This is a genomic window from Streptomyces racemochromogenes (assembly GCF_039535215.1).
In the GTDB taxonomy this organism is placed as follows: domain Bacteria; phylum Actinomycetota; class Actinomycetes; order Streptomycetales; family Streptomycetaceae; genus Streptomyces; species Streptomyces racemochromogenes.
The window spans coordinates 4,517,987-4,532,051 of record NZ_BAAAWT010000001.1 but is presented as its reverse complement, the minus strand read 5'-3'; the positions used below and the strand labels follow the sequence as shown (position 1 = coordinate 4,532,051).

At 74.6% G+C, this 14,065-nt stretch carries 12 protein-coding genes; 7 read left to right on the top strand and 5 right to left on the bottom strand.

Features of this window, described 5'->3' with window-relative positions; genetic code table 11:
- Position 1: 1 nt before the first annotated feature.
- Positions 2 to 964, bottom strand: coding sequence for an agmatinase (speB, locus tag ABD973_RS20925; RefSeq protein WP_125595322.1), 963 nt, complete (start codon positions 962 to 964; stop codon positions 2 to 4).
- 116 nt (positions 965 to 1,080) lie between these two features.
- Here speB and ABD973_RS20920 point away from each other — a divergent pair, with 116 nt between their 5' ends.
- A complete protein-coding gene (locus ABD973_RS20920; protein ID WP_386381749.1) occupies positions 1,081 to 2,697 on the top strand; it encodes a PucR family transcriptional regulator in 1,617 nt (538 codons plus the stop codon).
- A 7-nt stretch (positions 2,698 to 2,704) separates the two neighbouring features.
- Here the strand turns inward: ABD973_RS20920 and ABD973_RS20915 are convergent, their stop codons facing one another.
- A complete protein-coding gene (locus tag ABD973_RS20915) occupies positions 2,705 to 3,856 on the bottom strand; it encodes a serine hydrolase domain-containing protein (protein ID WP_345501444.1) in 1,152 nt (383 codons plus the stop codon).
- Between the two features lie 295 nt (positions 3,857 to 4,151).
- Between ABD973_RS20915 and ABD973_RS20910 the strand changes: the two genes are divergently transcribed.
- Genes ABD973_RS20910 through ABD973_RS20895 form a run of 4 tightly spaced genes read left to right on the top strand, consistent with a single transcriptional unit; the run spans position 4,152 to position 7,623 of the window.
- Positions 4,152 to 5,309, top strand: coding sequence for an acyl-CoA dehydrogenase family protein (locus ABD973_RS20910; RefSeq protein ID WP_125594120.1), 1,158 nt, complete (start codon positions 4,152 to 4,154; stop codon positions 5,307 to 5,309).
- 5 nt (positions 5,310 to 5,314) lie between these two features.
- Positions 5,315 to 6,190, top strand: a complete 876-nt coding sequence (tesB, locus tag ABD973_RS20905) for an acyl-CoA thioesterase II (RefSeq protein WP_125594121.1) — start codon at positions 5,315 to 5,317, stop codon at positions 6,188 to 6,190.
- Between the two features lie 19 nt (positions 6,191 to 6,209).
- Positions 6,210 to 7,211 (top strand): cation diffusion facilitator family transporter, encoded by a 1,002-nt coding sequence (locus ABD973_RS20900; protein WP_345501441.1) that lies wholly within the window; start codon positions 6,210 to 6,212, stop codon positions 7,209 to 7,211.
- A 4-nt stretch (positions 7,212 to 7,215) separates the two neighbouring features.
- Positions 7,216 to 7,623, top strand: a complete 408-nt coding sequence (locus tag ABD973_RS20895) for a helix-turn-helix domain-containing protein (RefSeq protein ID WP_164720891.1) — start codon at positions 7,216 to 7,218, stop codon at positions 7,621 to 7,623.
- A 4-nt stretch (positions 7,624 to 7,627) separates the two neighbouring features.
- On the opposite strand, the gene ABD973_RS20890 is transcribed toward ABD973_RS20895, so the two are convergent.
- The 3 genes from ABD973_RS20890 to ABD973_RS20880 all read right to left on the bottom strand — a co-directional run bounded on the left by ABD973_RS20890 (position 7,628) and on the right by ABD973_RS20880 (position 10,086).
- Complete coding sequence (locus ABD973_RS20890) at positions 7,628 to 8,452, bottom strand: DUF4253 domain-containing protein (RefSeq protein ID WP_125821186.1); 825 nt, start codon at positions 8,450 to 8,452, stop codon at positions 7,628 to 7,630.
- Positions 8,453 to 8,644: 192 nt separating this feature from the next.
- Positions 8,645 to 9,451, bottom strand: coding sequence for a phosphatase (locus ABD973_RS20885; protein WP_125594124.1), 807 nt, complete (start codon positions 9,449 to 9,451; stop codon positions 8,645 to 8,647).
- 56 nt (positions 9,452 to 9,507) lie between these two features.
- Positions 9,508 to 10,086, bottom strand: coding sequence for an SACE_7040 family transcriptional regulator (locus ABD973_RS20880; protein WP_007264172.1), 579 nt, complete (start codon positions 10,084 to 10,086; stop codon positions 9,508 to 9,510).
- 100 nt (positions 10,087 to 10,186) lie between these two features.
- Between ABD973_RS20880 and ABD973_RS20875 the strand changes: the two genes are divergently transcribed.
- Together ABD973_RS20875 and ABD973_RS20870 are read left to right on the top strand one after the other, a co-directional pair.
- On the top strand, positions 10,187 to 11,803 hold the full coding sequence (locus ABD973_RS20875) for a carboxyl transferase domain-containing protein (protein ID WP_125594125.1): 1,617 nt from the start codon (positions 10,187 to 10,189) through the stop codon (positions 11,801 to 11,803).
- A 25-nt stretch (positions 11,804 to 11,828) separates the two neighbouring features.
- Positions 11,829 to 14,054, top strand: coding sequence for an acetyl-CoA carboxylase biotin carboxylase subunit (locus ABD973_RS20870; protein ID WP_345501436.1), 2,226 nt, complete (start codon positions 11,829 to 11,831; stop codon positions 14,052 to 14,054).
- The last annotated feature ends 11 nt before the right edge of the window (positions 14,055 to 14,065 follow it).

The following is a 14,065-nucleotide window of genomic DNA, read 5'->3' as shown; positions in this document are numbered from 1 at the left end:
TTCAGCCCTGGCGGGAGGCGGCGATCTGACGGCTCATGATCGTGGTCAGCTCGTACGCGGTGTGCGAGGCCGCGACCGAGGTGATCTCCGCGTGATCGTACGCCGGGGCGACCTCGACGACGTCGGCCGAGACCAGGTTGCAGGACGACAGGCCGCGGATGATCTCCAGCAGCTCGCGGGAGGTCATGCCGCCGGCCTCGGGCGTGCCGGTGCCGGGCGCGTGGGCCGGGTCGAGCACGTCGATGTCGATGGAGATGTACAGCGGGCGGTCGCCGATGCGCTGGCGCAGCTGGTCGGCGACCTCGTCGGCGCCGCGGCGGTAGACGTCGGCGGAGGTGACGATGCCGAAGCCCATCTTGGCGTCGTCGTCGAGGTCCTGCTTGCCGTACAGCGGGCCGCGGGTACCGACGTGGGAGAGCGCCTCGGTGTCGAGGATGCCCTCTTCGACGGCGCGGCGGAACGGGGTGCCGTGGGTGTACTCGGCGCCGAAGTAGGTGTCCCAGGTGTCGAGGTGGGCGTCGAAGTGGAGCAGGGCGACCGGGCCGTGCTTCTTCGCGACCGAGCGCAGCAGGGGGAGGGCGATGGTGTGGTCGCCGCCGAGGGTCATCAGGCGGGAGCCGGAGGAGAGGAGCTCGTCCGCGGCGGCCTCGACCGTCTCGACGGCCTCGTTGATGTTGAAGGGGTTCACCGCGATGTCACCGGCGTCCGCGACCTGCGCGAGGGCGAACGGGGAGGCGTCCTGGGCCGGGTTGTACGGGCGCAGCAGGCGGGAGGCCTCGCGGATGGCGTTGCCGCCGAAGCGGGCGCCGGGGCGGTAGGAGACGCCGGAGTCGAAGGGCACGCCGACGACGGCGACGTCGGCGGAGCCGACCTCGTCGAGGCGCGGCAGGCGGGCGAAGGTCGCCGGGCCCGCGTAGCGCGGGATGCGGGAGGAGTCGACGGGGCCGCGCGGCTGCGTGCTCATGGGGGGTGCCCTTCTGGTGGTCCTGCTGGTGCGGTCCTTCGAGCGTAAGCGTGCCGCGCGGGGGTGGGGAGGGTACGTTTCATCCATCGGGCAGCACTGGAATGTACGGAGTATCCATGGCGGAGGTTCCGCTCGGGGTCCCCTCGAACCCCGGCGACGGGCCGCGGGCGGGGGTGCCGGCGTCGGCGCCCGCCGGTGAGCCGATGACGCCGCCCGTGGGGCTGGCGGCGCTGCTCGGCGAGCGGGGGCTCGGGCTGCGGCACCTCGCGGGTCCGGCGGTGGCGGAGGTGCACGGGGTGCACGCCTCCGAGATGGCGGACCCCTCCCCCTACCTGCTGGGCGGTGAACTCCTGCTGACGGCCGGGGCCGAGCTGACGGAGGCCGGCGCCGCCGGCTACGTCGCCCGGCTGGCCCGCGCGGGGGCCGCCGCGCTCGGCTTCGGCGTGACCCCGGTTCACGAGGTGGTGCCGCCGGGCCTGGCCGGGGCGTGCGAGCGGTACGGGCTCCCGCTGGTCGAGGTCCCGCCCGGGACCCCGTTCACGGCGGTCGCCCGCAGCGTCGGGCGGCTGATGGCGGAGGCCCGTACCCGGGAGCTGCGCCGGGTCGCGGAGGCGCAGCAGGCCCTGGCGGCGGCCGCGGCCCGCCCGGACCCGGTCCCGGCGCTGCTGTCCCGCCTGGCGGCGAGCCTGACCGGCTGGGCCGCCCTGCTCGACCCGGCCGCCGGGCCGGGGGCCGGGGCCGGGGCCCCCGGCCCCGCCGGGGGAGCCCGGAGCACCGGTACCGCCCGGGCCGCCGGAACCGCCCCGGGTGCCGCTCCGGGTGCCGCCCGGGCCGCAGCTTCGGCGGGGGTTCCCGCGGCGCCCGCGGCCGGCGGAGGCACCGACACGGTTCCGGGCGCCGTCGCCGCCGCCGGGGGCGTTCCGGACGCGGAGGTGCTCGGGGCCCTGGCCGCGCTGGTGCGGCGGGTGGGGCCCGGGGCGGCGGCCACCGCCACCGATGCGCTCGGCCCGGTGAGCCTGGCCGCGTACGCCGTCGGCGGCGGGCGGGTGCTGGCCCTGGCCACCCCGGGGCGGACCCCGGGCGACCACACCATCGCCTCGATCGCCGCCGTACTGCTGAGCCTGGTCACCGCGGAGCACCCCGCCGGGGACGAGGCGGCGGCCCTGACCCGGCTGCTGCTGGACGGGGATCCGGCCGGGGCGCTCGCGCCCGGGCCCTGGTACGCGGTCCACGCCCGCGGCGACGGCGACCCCCGGGCCCTCGCCGCCGCGCTGGGCACCGTACTGCTGGACCCGCGCGGGGACGGCGTACGCCTGCTCACCGACCGCGAGCCCGGCCCGCAGCCCGGCTGGCGGCTCGGGGTCAGCGCCCCGGCCGCGCCCGGCGCCCTGGCCACCGCCGCGGCGCAGGCCCGCCGCGCCCTCGCGCGTGCCGAGGCGGCGCGGACCCCGCTGTCGCGGCACACGGACCCCGGCTTCGCGGGCCTGGTCGGCGAGGAAGAGGCGCGGGCCCACGCCGAGGCCCTGCTGGAGCCCCTCTCCCCCGCCCTGCGGGACACCCTGCGCGGCTGGCTGGCCCACCACGGCAGCTGGGACCGCAGCGCGGCCGCCCTCGGCCTGCACCGCAACACCGTCCGCCAGCGCGTCGCCCGCTGCGCGGCACTGCTGGACCGGGACCTCGACGACCCGGACACCCGCATGGAGCTGTGGTTCGCGCTGCGCCGCCTGCCGTGAGGCCGGCTCAGCGGTTGAACGCGGCGAGCCCGAAGCGCTGGACGATCTTCAGGCCGTCGCTCTTGGCGTCCGTGCTGTTGACGGAGTAGACGAGGGTGCGGGACAGGTCCCGGGTCGCGGCGATGACCGTGTGGTAGCCGGGGCGGGCTCCGGTCTTGCCCCAGACCTCCCTGCCGTTGACGACGAGCCGTTCCAGACCGGCGCTGCGGGTGGCACCGGGGAGATCGGGGACGGTGAACATCTCCTTCAGCTGCGGTTCGGGTACGACCTGGCCGCGGAACAGGGCGAAGACGAAGCGCTCCAGGTCCCGGGTGGTGGAGATCATGTCGCCCGCGGCGAAGCGGTCCGTCATGTTCCATTCGGTGACGTCCACCTGTTCACCGCCGATCAGCTGGTAGCCGCGGTTGTGCGGGCCGTGGATGCGCGGGTCGGCGCCCCTGGGGAAGGAGCTGCCGGTCATGCCGACCGGGCGGAAGATCCGGACCTCGGCCTGGTGGGCGTACGAGTCGCCGGTGACCTTCTCCACCAGCATGCCGAGGATCGTGTAGCCGATGTTGCCGTACTGCTGCCTGGTGCCCGCTTCGAACGCGGGGCCCTTGGACAGGCCCCCGGCCACGACCTCCTGGTAGGGGAGGGTCTCGAAGCGGTGCGGGTACTCCTCCTCGACGGTGTCGCCGAAGGAGGCCCCGGGCTGGATGCCGCTGGTGAAGTTCAGCAGGTGGCGGACGGTGACGGGCGTGGTGAAGCTCGCCGGGACCAGGCCCGGCAGGTAGGTGTTCACGGGGGCGCCGAGGTCGACCTTGCCCTCGGCCGCGAGCTGGAGGACGAGGGCGGCCGTGACGACCTTGGTGGTGGAGCCGGCCCGGAAGCGGGCGTCGGCCAGGGCCGGGGCCCCGGTCCTGAGGTCGCGCACGCCGGCGGTGCCGGTCCACCGGCCGTCGCCGCCCACGCGGATCAGCGCGGCGGTCGCGTCCCGGTCGGGCAGCCCGGCGATCCCGGCGCGCAGGGCCGCCACGTCGGGGCCCTGTCCGTCGGCGGCCCTGCCTTCGGCGGCGCCCGGGGCGGACGGCGCCGCGAGGGCGGCGGTGGCGGTCACGGGTCCGGCGGCGAGGCCGAGGAGCAGGACTGCGGCCAGGGCGGTGCGGGTGCGTCGGTTCACTGCGGCTCCGGTGGGCTCGGTTCGGCGGCGTTCGTTCGGACAGGTCCATCCTGGTGAGCGCGCCGCCCCGCCGGATCCTGCGCGCAGAGGACCCCGACGGCCCCTTTCCCCTCCGGGACGGGGCCGTCCGCCTCAGGGTGATCCCGGGGTCCGGCCCCGGGGGCGGCCCGCCTCCGGGCGGCGTCGGACGGTGTGACCGACCCGCTATGGACAGGATCGACAACCCGCCGGTAACTTAGCTATGAGCAAGCGCTTAGACATGGGCGGCGGACCGCCGCGACGAAGGGAGCCGGCCGTGCGCCGTACGGTGTTCAACGAGGACCACGAGGCGTTCCGCGAGACCCTCCGCGCCTTCATCGAGGCCGAGGTCGTCCCCGTCTACGACGAGTGGTTCCAGGCCGGCCAGGCGCCGCGCGACTTCTACTACAAGCTCGGCGAGCTGGGCATCTTCGGCATCAACGTGCCCGAGGAGTTCGGCGGCGCGGGCCTGGACACCCACAAGTTCGAGGCCGTCCTCTACGAAGAGACCTCCCGCGCGGGCGTCAACTTCGGCGGCTCCGGCGTGCACGTGCTGCTCGCCCTGCCCTACATCAAGATGCTCGCCACCGACGAGCAGAAGAAGCGTTTCCTCCCGAACTTCGTCTCGGGTGAGGAGATGTGGGCGCTGGCGATGACCGAGCCGGGCACCGGTTCCGACGTCGCGGGCATGAAGACCACCGCCAAGCTCTCCGAGGACGGCACCCACTACGTCCTCAACGGCTCCAAGACCTTCATCACCGGCGGCGTGCACGCCGACCGCGTGATCGTCTGCGCCCGCACCTCCGCCCCGTCGGCCGAGGACCGCCGCTTCGGCATCTCCCTCTTCGCCGTGGACACCAAGTCCGAGGGCTACTCGATCGGCCGCAAGCTCGACAAGCTGGGCCTGAAGACCTCCGACACCGCCGAGCTGGCGTTCGTCGACGTCAAGGTCCCGGTCGAGGACCTGCTCGGCGAGGAGGGCAAGGGCTTCTACTACCTCGGCCACAACCTGGCCTCCGAGCGCTGGGGCATCGCCTTCGGCGCCTACGCCCAGGCCGCCGCGGCCGTCCGGTTCGCCCAGCAGTACGTCACCGACCGCACCGTCTTCGGCAAGCCGGTCTCGCACTTCCAGAACACCAAGTTCGAGCTGGCCGCCTGCCAGGCCGAGGTGGACGCGGCCCAGGCCGTCGCCGACCGCGCGCTGGAGGCCCTGGACGCCGGCGAGCTGACCCCGGCCGAGGCCGCCTCCGCGAAGCTCTTCTGCACCGAGGTCGCGCACCGCGTCATCGACCGCTGCCTCCAGCTGCACGGCGGCTACGGCTACATGAACGAGTACCCGATCGCCCGCCTGTACGCCGACAACCGCGTCAACCGCATCTACGGCGGCACCAGCGAGATCATGAAGTCGATCATCGCGAAGTCGATGGGCCTGTAACCCACTTGAACGACTCGCTGGCGGACCTCCTCGATCTGCTCGACCTGGAGCAGATCGAGGAGAACATCTTCCGCGGCACGAGCCGCACCTCCCTGGTGCCGCGCGTGTTCGGCGGCCAGGTCGCGGCCCAGGCACTGGTCGCGGCCGGCCGCACGGTGCCCGCGGACCGGCTGCCGCACTCGCTCCACTCGTACTTCCTGCGCACCGGCGACTCCGGCGCGCCGATCGTGTACTCCGTGGACCGGATCCGCGACGGGCGGTCCTTCACCACCCGCCGCGTGGTCGCCGTCCAGCACGGACAGCCGATCTTCCACCTCTCCGCGTCCTTCCAGACGTACGAGGAGGGCATGGAGCACCAGGCCGTGATGCCGGCCGCGCCGGACCCGGAGTCCCTGCCGACGGCGGCCGAGGCGCTGCCCGCCCACCGGGACGTCTTCCGGGACCCCGGCACCGTCGAGCGGCTGCTGGAGGCGCGCGGCGCCGTGGACCTGCGGTACGCGACCACCCCGCCGTGGGGCTCGGTCGGCGAGCCGCGGGAGCCCCGCTCCCAGGTCTGGTTCCGCACGCAGGGCAAGCTCGCGGACGACCCGCTGCTGCACATCTGCCTGGCCACCTACGTGTCCGACATGACCCTGCTGGACTCGGTGCTGCTCGCGCACGGCCGGGGCGGCTGGGCGGTCGGCGACGTGGTCGGCGCCTCCCTGGACCACGCCATGTGGTTCCACCGTCCCTTCCGCGCCGACGAATGGCTCCTGTACGACCAGGAGTCCCCCTCGGCGTCCGCCGGACGGGGCCTGGGACAGGCCCGCATCTGGACCCAGGACGGCCGCCTGGCGGTCACCGTCATCCAGGAAGGTGTCGTGCGCGTCCCGCGCGGCTGAGCGGACATACCGTCGGCCCATGCCGGTCGTAGCCGAATCCGACGTCGCAGCCGACGGGGCGGGATCCGAGAGCGTCACCACGGTGGTCGTCGCCGTGGTCACCAACCTGGCCATCGCCGCCGCGAAGGCCGTCGCCGGGATCGTCAGCGGGTCCAGCGCGATGCTGTCCGAGGCCGCGCACTCGGTGGCCGACACCGTCACCGAGGTGCTGCTGCTGGCCTCCCTCAGACGCAGCGCCCGCCCCGCCGACGAGGCGCACCCGCTGGGGTACGGGCCCGAGCGCTACATCTGGGCGCTCCTCGCCTCGATCGCCACGTTCGCGGGCGGTGCGGTCTTCGCCGTCTACGACGGGATCCACACCCTGGTGCACGGCGAGGACCCCCGCGACCCGGTGTTCTCGTACGCCGTCCTCGCGGTCGCGTTCGTCCTGGAGGGGTACTCGCTGCTGGTGGCGTGGCGGCAGGTGACCGGCGAGGCGGCGCGGATGCGCGCGCCGCTGGGGCTGTACGTGAAGCACACCCCGGACACGGCGGTGAAGGCGGTCCTGCTGGAGAACGCCGCCGCGCTGGCCGGCCTCGTGCTGGCGGCGGGCGGGCTGCTGGGGGCACAGCTGACGGGGTCGGGCGTCTACGACGGGGTGGCCTCCCTGCTGATCGGGGCGCTGCTGGTGGCGGTGGCGTGGGAGCTGGGGCGCTCGAACGCGGGGTACCTGATCGGGCGGCCGCTGCCCGCGGCGATGCGGGCGGAGGTGCGCGAGGAGCTGCTGTCGGTCCCGCACGTCGAGGGGGTGCTGGAGCTGACCACCCTGGTGCAGGGGCCGGACGAGGTGCTGATCGCGGCGAAGGTGGACTTCCACGACCTGGCGTCGGCCCGGCAGGTGGAGGCTGCCTGCGAGGACGCGGAGGCCCAGCTGCGGGAGCGGTGGCCGGCGGTCCGCCGGGTCTACCTGGACCCGACGCCGGCCCCGCCGCCCGCATCCGCGGCGGAACCTTCGCTACCGCCCGGGGCTGTGCAAGGCTGACCGGGTGAACCTGGAGGACCTCGCCCGACTGCGCCGGGCCCGCGACCTGATGGACCGCAACTACGCGGAGCCGCTCGACGTCACCGCGCTGGCCCAGGTCGCGCTGATGTCGGCGGGGCACTTCTCGCGCAGCTTCCGCGCCGCCTACGGGGAGACCCCGTACAGCTACCTGATGACGCGCCGGATCGAGCGGGCCAAGGCGCTGCTGCGGCGCGGCGACCAGTCGGTGACGGAGGTGTGCTTCGCGGTGGGCTGTACCTCGCTGGGGTCGTTCAGCGCGCGGTTCACGGAGCTGGTGGGCGAGAGCCCGAGCGCGTACCGGGCCCGTGACCACGGGGCGGACGCGGCCCTGCCGGCCTGCGTCTCGAAGGTCCACACCCGGCCGGTCAGGAACGGCCCCCACGCCGGCTGACCGGTCAGTCCCACCAGAACGACCAGTGGGCCGTGCCCACCAGCGCCTGCGCGGCGTAGGCACGGACCGTGCCGGAGCCCTGCCGGACGTTGTCGGGGCAGAACGCGAAGTGCTCGGCGGCGACCGGGAGGGCCTCGGCGAGCGTGCGGGGCGGGGCCGCCACCGAGAGGTCGAGCCGGTCGAAGCCGAGGGCGAGGACGCGGGCGCCGAAGCGGTCCTCCCAGGAGCGCAGCACGGCGCAGATCCGGGCGGTGTCGCCCTCGTGGTGGACGGGACCGCGCCAGCCGATCGCGGCCGGCAGATCGGCCCCGCGCCCGGCCGGGGCCAGCGCGAGCCGGGGGCCGTCACCCAGCCACCCCCGCGCGAGCAGCCCGCCCGCCACCGCGTCGGCGGCCGCCCCGGGCTCCGCCGTCGGGGTGCCGGACCGGGCGGCCCCGGGCCAGGCCCGGCCGAAGGGGGCGATCAGCTCCGCGCCCTCCTCCCCTTCCTCCGGGTCGGGGACGACGGCGTCCCAGTACTCCCGCAACACGGTCCGGGCGTCGTGGTCGCCCGGGTCGGAACAGCGCTCCGGCTCCACGTGGTCCTCGTCCCGCCACCACTCCCGCGGCCCGTACCGGTCGTGGAGCAGTACGGGAAGCAGCCCGGCGGGAACCGGGTACGCGGCGGCCGGGGCGTCCACCGGCCCGTCGGAGAGCCACAGCAGCGCCTCGTACCGCACCCGCCGCAGCGGCCCGCGCCGCACCGGCCGGGTGACGAGACCCCCCGGCGGCAGCCCGGCGATCCCGCCGGCGGCATCGAACGCGGACCACGGGCTCGGCACATCGACCATGCCGCTGACCGTACCGCCGCCCCCCGACACCCCCACCGAACCGCAAGCCGGCGCCGCTGGGCCGGGACGGCGCGGCCAGGCCGCCGAGCCTGGGCCGGGGCAAGCCGATGCCGCAGGGCCGGCCCGCCAAGCCGGGGCCGGGCCAGGGCAGGCCGGGGCCGGGCAGGGGTCCCGCACCCCGCCCGGCCAGGCCTAACGCAGGCCCGCCGCCGCGAGGAGGTACGCCACCATCGGGTCGTAGAAGCGCGGGTCGCGGACGTGGTCGTCCAGGGGGACGGCGACCTGGAGGGTGCCCTCCGCCTCGCCGAGGAACAGCGCCGGGTCGTTGCAGTCCGCGTACCCCACCGCATCCAGCCCGCGCTGCGCCGCGCAGCCCGCCCAGCCGTGGTCGGCGACGACCAGGTCGGGCTGCGGGCGGCCCTCCGCCGCGAGGCCGTCCAGGATCGCGGCCATCGGGGCCGGGGAGTGGGTGTGCCACAGGGTCGCGCCCCGCTCCAGCACGGCCACGTCGGCGAACTGCCACACCGAGCCCTCGTCGGCGACCAGGCCGGACGGGATCCGGACGATCTCGCAGCCCGCGGCGCGCAGCGCGTCGGCGGTGGCGCGGTGGACGTCGAGCAGGCCGCCGGGGTGGCCGGTGGCCAGCAGCACGCTGTGCCGGTCGAGGGCGGCCTTGTGCAGCCGGGCGGCCATGCGGTCCAGGCCGGCGAGGGTCAGTTCGGGGTCGATGGTGTCCTGGCCGGTCCGGTGGGCCGGGTCGTCGACGACGCCGACGCGCTCGGCCATCACGGCCAGTACGTCCTGCTCGTCGGCCCAGCGGTCGCCGAGTTCCAGGCCGAGCCAGTAGTGCCGGTCGCCGTTGGCGAGCTTGCGGTAGTGGGAGAGGTTGTTCTCGCGCGGGGTGGCGACCTGCCCCGCGATCCGCGTGCGGACCAGGTGGTCGATGAGTTCGGCGCGGCTGGGTACGGGCGTCTCTATCGGCTTCGGCATGCGGCCCATTCTGCCGCCGCCCGCCCGGAGGCGTCCGTTCCACCAAGCACCCCTCGAGCCGGGCCTCACCCCGACAGCGCCCCGAAGGCCCCGTTGGCCAGCCTGCGCAGCAGGGACTCGGTGGCCTCGCGGCCCGGCGCGGCCAGGTGGGGGGTGGAGTTCAGCAGGCCGAAGACGGCGTGCACGGCCACCCGCACCTCCGCCTCGCCGACCTCGGGGTGCAGTTCCCGTACGACCTCCACCCACAGCTCGACGTACTGCCGCTGGAGCTGGCGCACGAGTTTGCGGTCGGCCTCGCGCAGCCGGTCGAGTTCGCGGTCGTGCAGGGTGATCAGCGCCCGGTCGTCCAGGGCGAAGTCGATGTGCCCCTCGACGAGGGAGGCGAGGATCGCCTCCGGGTCCCCGGCGGCCTCCTCGACCCGCCGCCGGCCGCCGGTCAGCAGCCGCTCGCTGATCCCGACGAGGAGCTCGGCGAGCATGGCGTCCTTCCCGGCGAAGTGCCGGTAGAGGCCGGGGCCGCTGATGCCGACCGCCGCCCCTATCTCGTCCACGCCGACGCCGTGGAAGCCGCGCTCCGCGAAGAGACGAGCGGCCTCACTGAGGATCTGCTCACGACGGGTCGGGGTGGCCGCTCTGGTGCTCATGGAAATCCATTCTAGACAGGGCGGTTAGCGCTCGTTAACCTGAAACCCAAACGCGTTAACGGTCATTAACAAAGCGTGCACGAGCAAGGGAGCTCGACCGATGCAGCAGGCACCAGTGCTGACGAGCGCCGCGGACCCGGCGTCCGAGGCCTGGCGGACCAATGAGGCCGCCCACCGCGAACTGGCCGAAGGCCTGCGCGCCCGGCTCGACGCGGCCCGCCTCGGCGGCGGCGAGAAGGCCCGCGCCCGCCACACCGCGCGCGGGAAGCTGCTCCCCCGCGACCGGGTGGACACCCTCCTCGACCCCGGTTCGCCGTTCCTGGAGCTGGCCCCGCTGGCCGCCGAGGGCATGTACGGGGGCGCGGCCCCCGCCGCCGGGGTGATCGCGGGCATCGGCCGGGTCAGCGGGCGCGAGTGCGTGATCGTCGCGAACGACGCCACCGTCAAGGGCGGCACGTACTACCCGATGACCGTGAAGAAGCACCTGCGCGCCCAGGAGGTGGCCCTGGAGAACCGTCTCCCCTGCCTCTACCTGGTCGACTCCGGCGGCGCCTTCCTCCCCATGCAGGACGAGGTCTTCCCCGACCGGGAGCACTTCGGCCGGATCTTCTACAACCAGGCCCGCATGTCCGGGGCCGGCATCCCGCAGATCGCCGCCGTCCTCGGCTCCTGCACGGCCGGCGGGGCGTACGTGCCGGCGATGAGCGACGAGGCCGTCATCGTCCGCAACCAGGGCACGATCTTCCTCGGCGGCCCGCCGCTGGTGAAGGCCGCCACCGGGGAGGTGGTCACGGCCGAGGAGCTCGGCGGCGGCGAGGTCCACTCGCGCGTCTCCGGCGTCACGGACCACCTCGCGCAGGACGACGCGCACGCGCTGCGGATCGTACGGAACATCGTGGCGACCCTGCCCGCGCGCGGGGCCCTGCCCTGGTCGGTCGAGGCTCCCGAGGAGCCCAAGGTGGACCCGTACGGCCTGTACGGCGCCGTCCCCGTCGACTCCCGCACCCCCTACGACGCCCGCGAGATCATCGCCCGCGTCGTGGACGGCTCCCGCTTCCAGGAGTTCAAGTCGGAGTTCGGGCAGACCCTGGTCACCGGCTTCGCCCGGATCCACGGCCACCCGGTCGGGATCATCGCCAACAACGGCATCCTGTTCGCCGAGTCCGCCCAGAAGGGCGCCCACTTCATCGAGCTGTGCGACCAGCGCGGCATCCCGCTGCTCTTCCTCCAGAACATCTCCGGCTTCATGGTCGGCCGCGACTACGAGGCGGGCGGCATCGCCAAGCACGGCGCGAAGATGGTCACCGCGGTGGCCTGCGCCCGGGTCCCGAAGCTGACCGTGGTCGTCGGCGGCAGCTACGGCGCGGGCAACTACTCGATGTGCGGCCGGGCGTACTCGCCGCGCTTCCTGTGGATGTGGCCCAACGCCAAGATCTCGGTGATGGGCGGCGAGCAGGCCGCCTCGGTGCTGGCCACCGTCAAGCGCGACCAGATCGAGGGCGCCGGCCAGGAGTGGCCCGCCGAGGACGAGGAGGCCTTCAAGGCCCCGGTCCGCGCCCAGTACGAGGAGCAGGGCAACGCCTACTACGCCACCGCGCGGCTGTGGGACGACGGGGTCATCGACCCGCTGGAGACCCGGCAGGTGCTGGGACTGGCCCTGACCGCGTGCGCGAACGCCCCCCTGGGCGACTCCGGCTTCGGCATCTTCCGTATGTGACGTGAGTGACGTGAGGACCCCTTCGATGTTCAGCACTGTTCTGGTCGCCAACCGCGGCGAGATCGCGGTACGCGTCATCCGCACCCTGCGGCAGCTCGGCATCCGCTCCGTCGCCGTCTTCAGCGACGCCGACGCCGACGCGCGCCACGTACGGGAGGCCGACACGGCCGTCCGGATCGGCCCGGCGGCCGCCGCCGAGAGCTACCTGTCGGTGGAGCGGCTCCTCGACGCCGCGAAGCGCACCGGCGCCGAGGCCGTCCACCCCGGCTACGGCTTCCTCGCCGAGAACGCGGCCTTCGCGGCGGCCTGCACGGAGGCCGGGCTGGCCTTCATCGGGCCGCCCGCCTCCGCCATCTCCCTGATGGGCGACAAGATCACGGCGAAGGAGACGGTCCGCGCGGCCGGCGTCCCGGTGGTCCCGGGCTCCTCCGGCAGCGGCCTGACGGACGCCGAACTGGCCGCGGCCGCCTCGGAGATCGGCATGCCGGTGCTGCTCAAGCCCTCGGCGGGCGGCGGCGGCAAGGGCATGCGGCTGGTGCGGGACGAGGCGGTGCTCGCCGAGGAGATCGCGGCCGCCCGCCGCGAGGCGAAGTCCTCCTTCGGCGACGACACCCTGCTCGTGGAGCGGTGGATCGACCGGCCCCGGCACATCGAGATCCAGGTGCTGGCCGACGCGCACGGGAACGTGGTGCACCTGGGCGAGCGCGAGTGCTCCCTCCAGCGGCGCCACCAGAAGGTCATCGAGGAGGCCCCCTCGGTGCTGCTGGACGAGAAGACCCGCGCGGCGATGGGCGCGGCGGCCGTGGAGGCGGCGCGCTCCTGCGGGTACGTCGGCGCGGGCACGGTGGAGTTCATCGTCCCGGGCGGGGACCCGTCCTCGTACTACTTCATGGAGATGAACACCCGCCTCCAGGTGGAGCACCCGGTGACCGAGCTGGTCACCGGCCTGGACCTGGTGGAGCAGCAGCTGCGGGTCGCCTCGGGCGAGCCCCTGCCCGTCACCCAGGACGGGATCCGGCTGACCGGGCACGCGATCGAGGCCCGCGTCTGCGCGGAGGACCCGGCGCGCGGGTTCCTGCCGTCCGGCGGCACGGTGCTGGCGCTGTCGGAGCCGGACGGCGGCGCGGTGCGCACCGACTCGGGGCTGACGGCCGGCGTCCCGGTGGGCTCGACGTACGACCCGATGCTGTCGAAGGTCATCGCGTACGGGCCCGACCGCGCGGCGGCCCTCCGTGTCCTGCGGGGTGCGCTGGCGGACACGGTGATCCTGGGTGTCCAGACCAACGCCGGCTTCCTGCGTCGTCTGCTCGCGCACCCGGACGTGGTGTCCGGCGACATGGACACGGGCCTGGTGGAGCGGGACCTGAGCAGGCTCCTGCCCGACGGCGTCCCGCCGGAGGTGTACGCGGCGGCCGCACTGCTGGCCTCTGTCCCCCACCCCGCCCCTTCCCGAAACCGGGCCCTGCCCGGACCCGCGCCTCAGGCGCCGGCGGGGCTGGACGGGGGCGCTGCCGGCCCCGGCGGCCAGACCGGCGGGTCCGCCGCGTGGGTGGACCCCTTCGGGGTGCCCAGCGGCTGGCGCCTGGGCGGCACGCCCGCCTGGACCGTCCACCACTTCCGCCTCCCCGGCGAGGAGCCGGTGGCCGTCCGCTCCCGCCCGGCAACTTCAGCCTCGCCGGCGTTTGAGGCGCGGGGTCTGGGGCAGAGCCCCAGCACCACCGGCCCGCAGGTGGAACTCCTCCTCCCGACGGCCTCCGACGGCGGAGCCGCACCAAACTCAGCCCCGCCAGCGATTGAGGCGCGGGGCCTGGGGCAGAGCCCCAGCGGCCCGGCCCGGGCCCGGATCGTGGACCGCACCGCCGACACCCTCACCCTCGAACTGGACGGCGTCACCCACCGGTTCAGCCACGCCACCTCCCCGGAGGGGACCTGGCTCGGCCGCGACGGCGACAGCTGGCACGTCCAGCACCACGACCCCGTCACCGCCTCCCTCAGCGGCAGCGGCAGGGCGGGCGCCGACACCCTCGCGGCCCCCATGCCCGGCACCGTCACCGTCGTCAAGGTGGCCGTCGGCGACCAGGTCACGGCCGGGCAGAGCCTGCTGGTCGTCGAGGCGATGAAGATGGAGCACGTCATCTCCGCCCCGCACGCCGGCACCGTCACCGAACTCGACGTCACCCCGGGCACCACCGTGGCCATGGACCAGGTCCTGGCCGTGGTGACCCCGGACGACGGGGAGGAGGCCTCGTGAACGGGCTGCCC

Bases quoted from the DNA above. Each gene is read 5' to 3' on its own strand.
- ABD973_RS20875 (WP_125594125.1), top strand. From the start codon at position 10,187: ATGCAGCAGGCACCAGTGCTGACGAGCGCCGCGGACCCGGCGTCCGAG.
- speB (WP_125595322.1), bottom strand. From the start codon at position 964: ATGAGCACGCAGCCGCGCGGCCCCGTCGACTCCTCCCGCATCCCGCGC.
- ABD973_RS20885 (WP_125594124.1), bottom strand. From the start codon at position 9,451: ATGGGCCGCATGCCGAAGCCGATAGAGACGCCCGTACCCAGCCGCGCC.
- ABD973_RS20870 (WP_345501436.1), top strand. From the start codon at position 11,829: ATGTTCAGCACTGTTCTGGTCGCCAACCGCGGCGAGATCGCGGTACGC.
- ABD973_RS20880 (WP_007264172.1), bottom strand. From the start codon at position 10,086: ATGAGCACCAGAGCGGCCACCCCGACCCGTCGTGAGCAGATCCTCAGT.
- ABD973_RS20890 (WP_125821186.1), bottom strand. From the start codon at position 8,452: ATGGTCGATGTGCCGAGCCCGTGGTCCGCGTTCGATGCCGCCGGCGGG.
- ABD973_RS20920 (WP_386381749.1), top strand. From the start codon at position 1,081: ATGGCGGAGGTTCCGCTCGGGGTCCCCTCGAACCCCGGCGACGGGCCG.
- ABD973_RS20900 (WP_345501441.1), top strand. From the start codon at position 6,210: ATGCCGGTCGTAGCCGAATCCGACGTCGCAGCCGACGGGGCGGGATCC.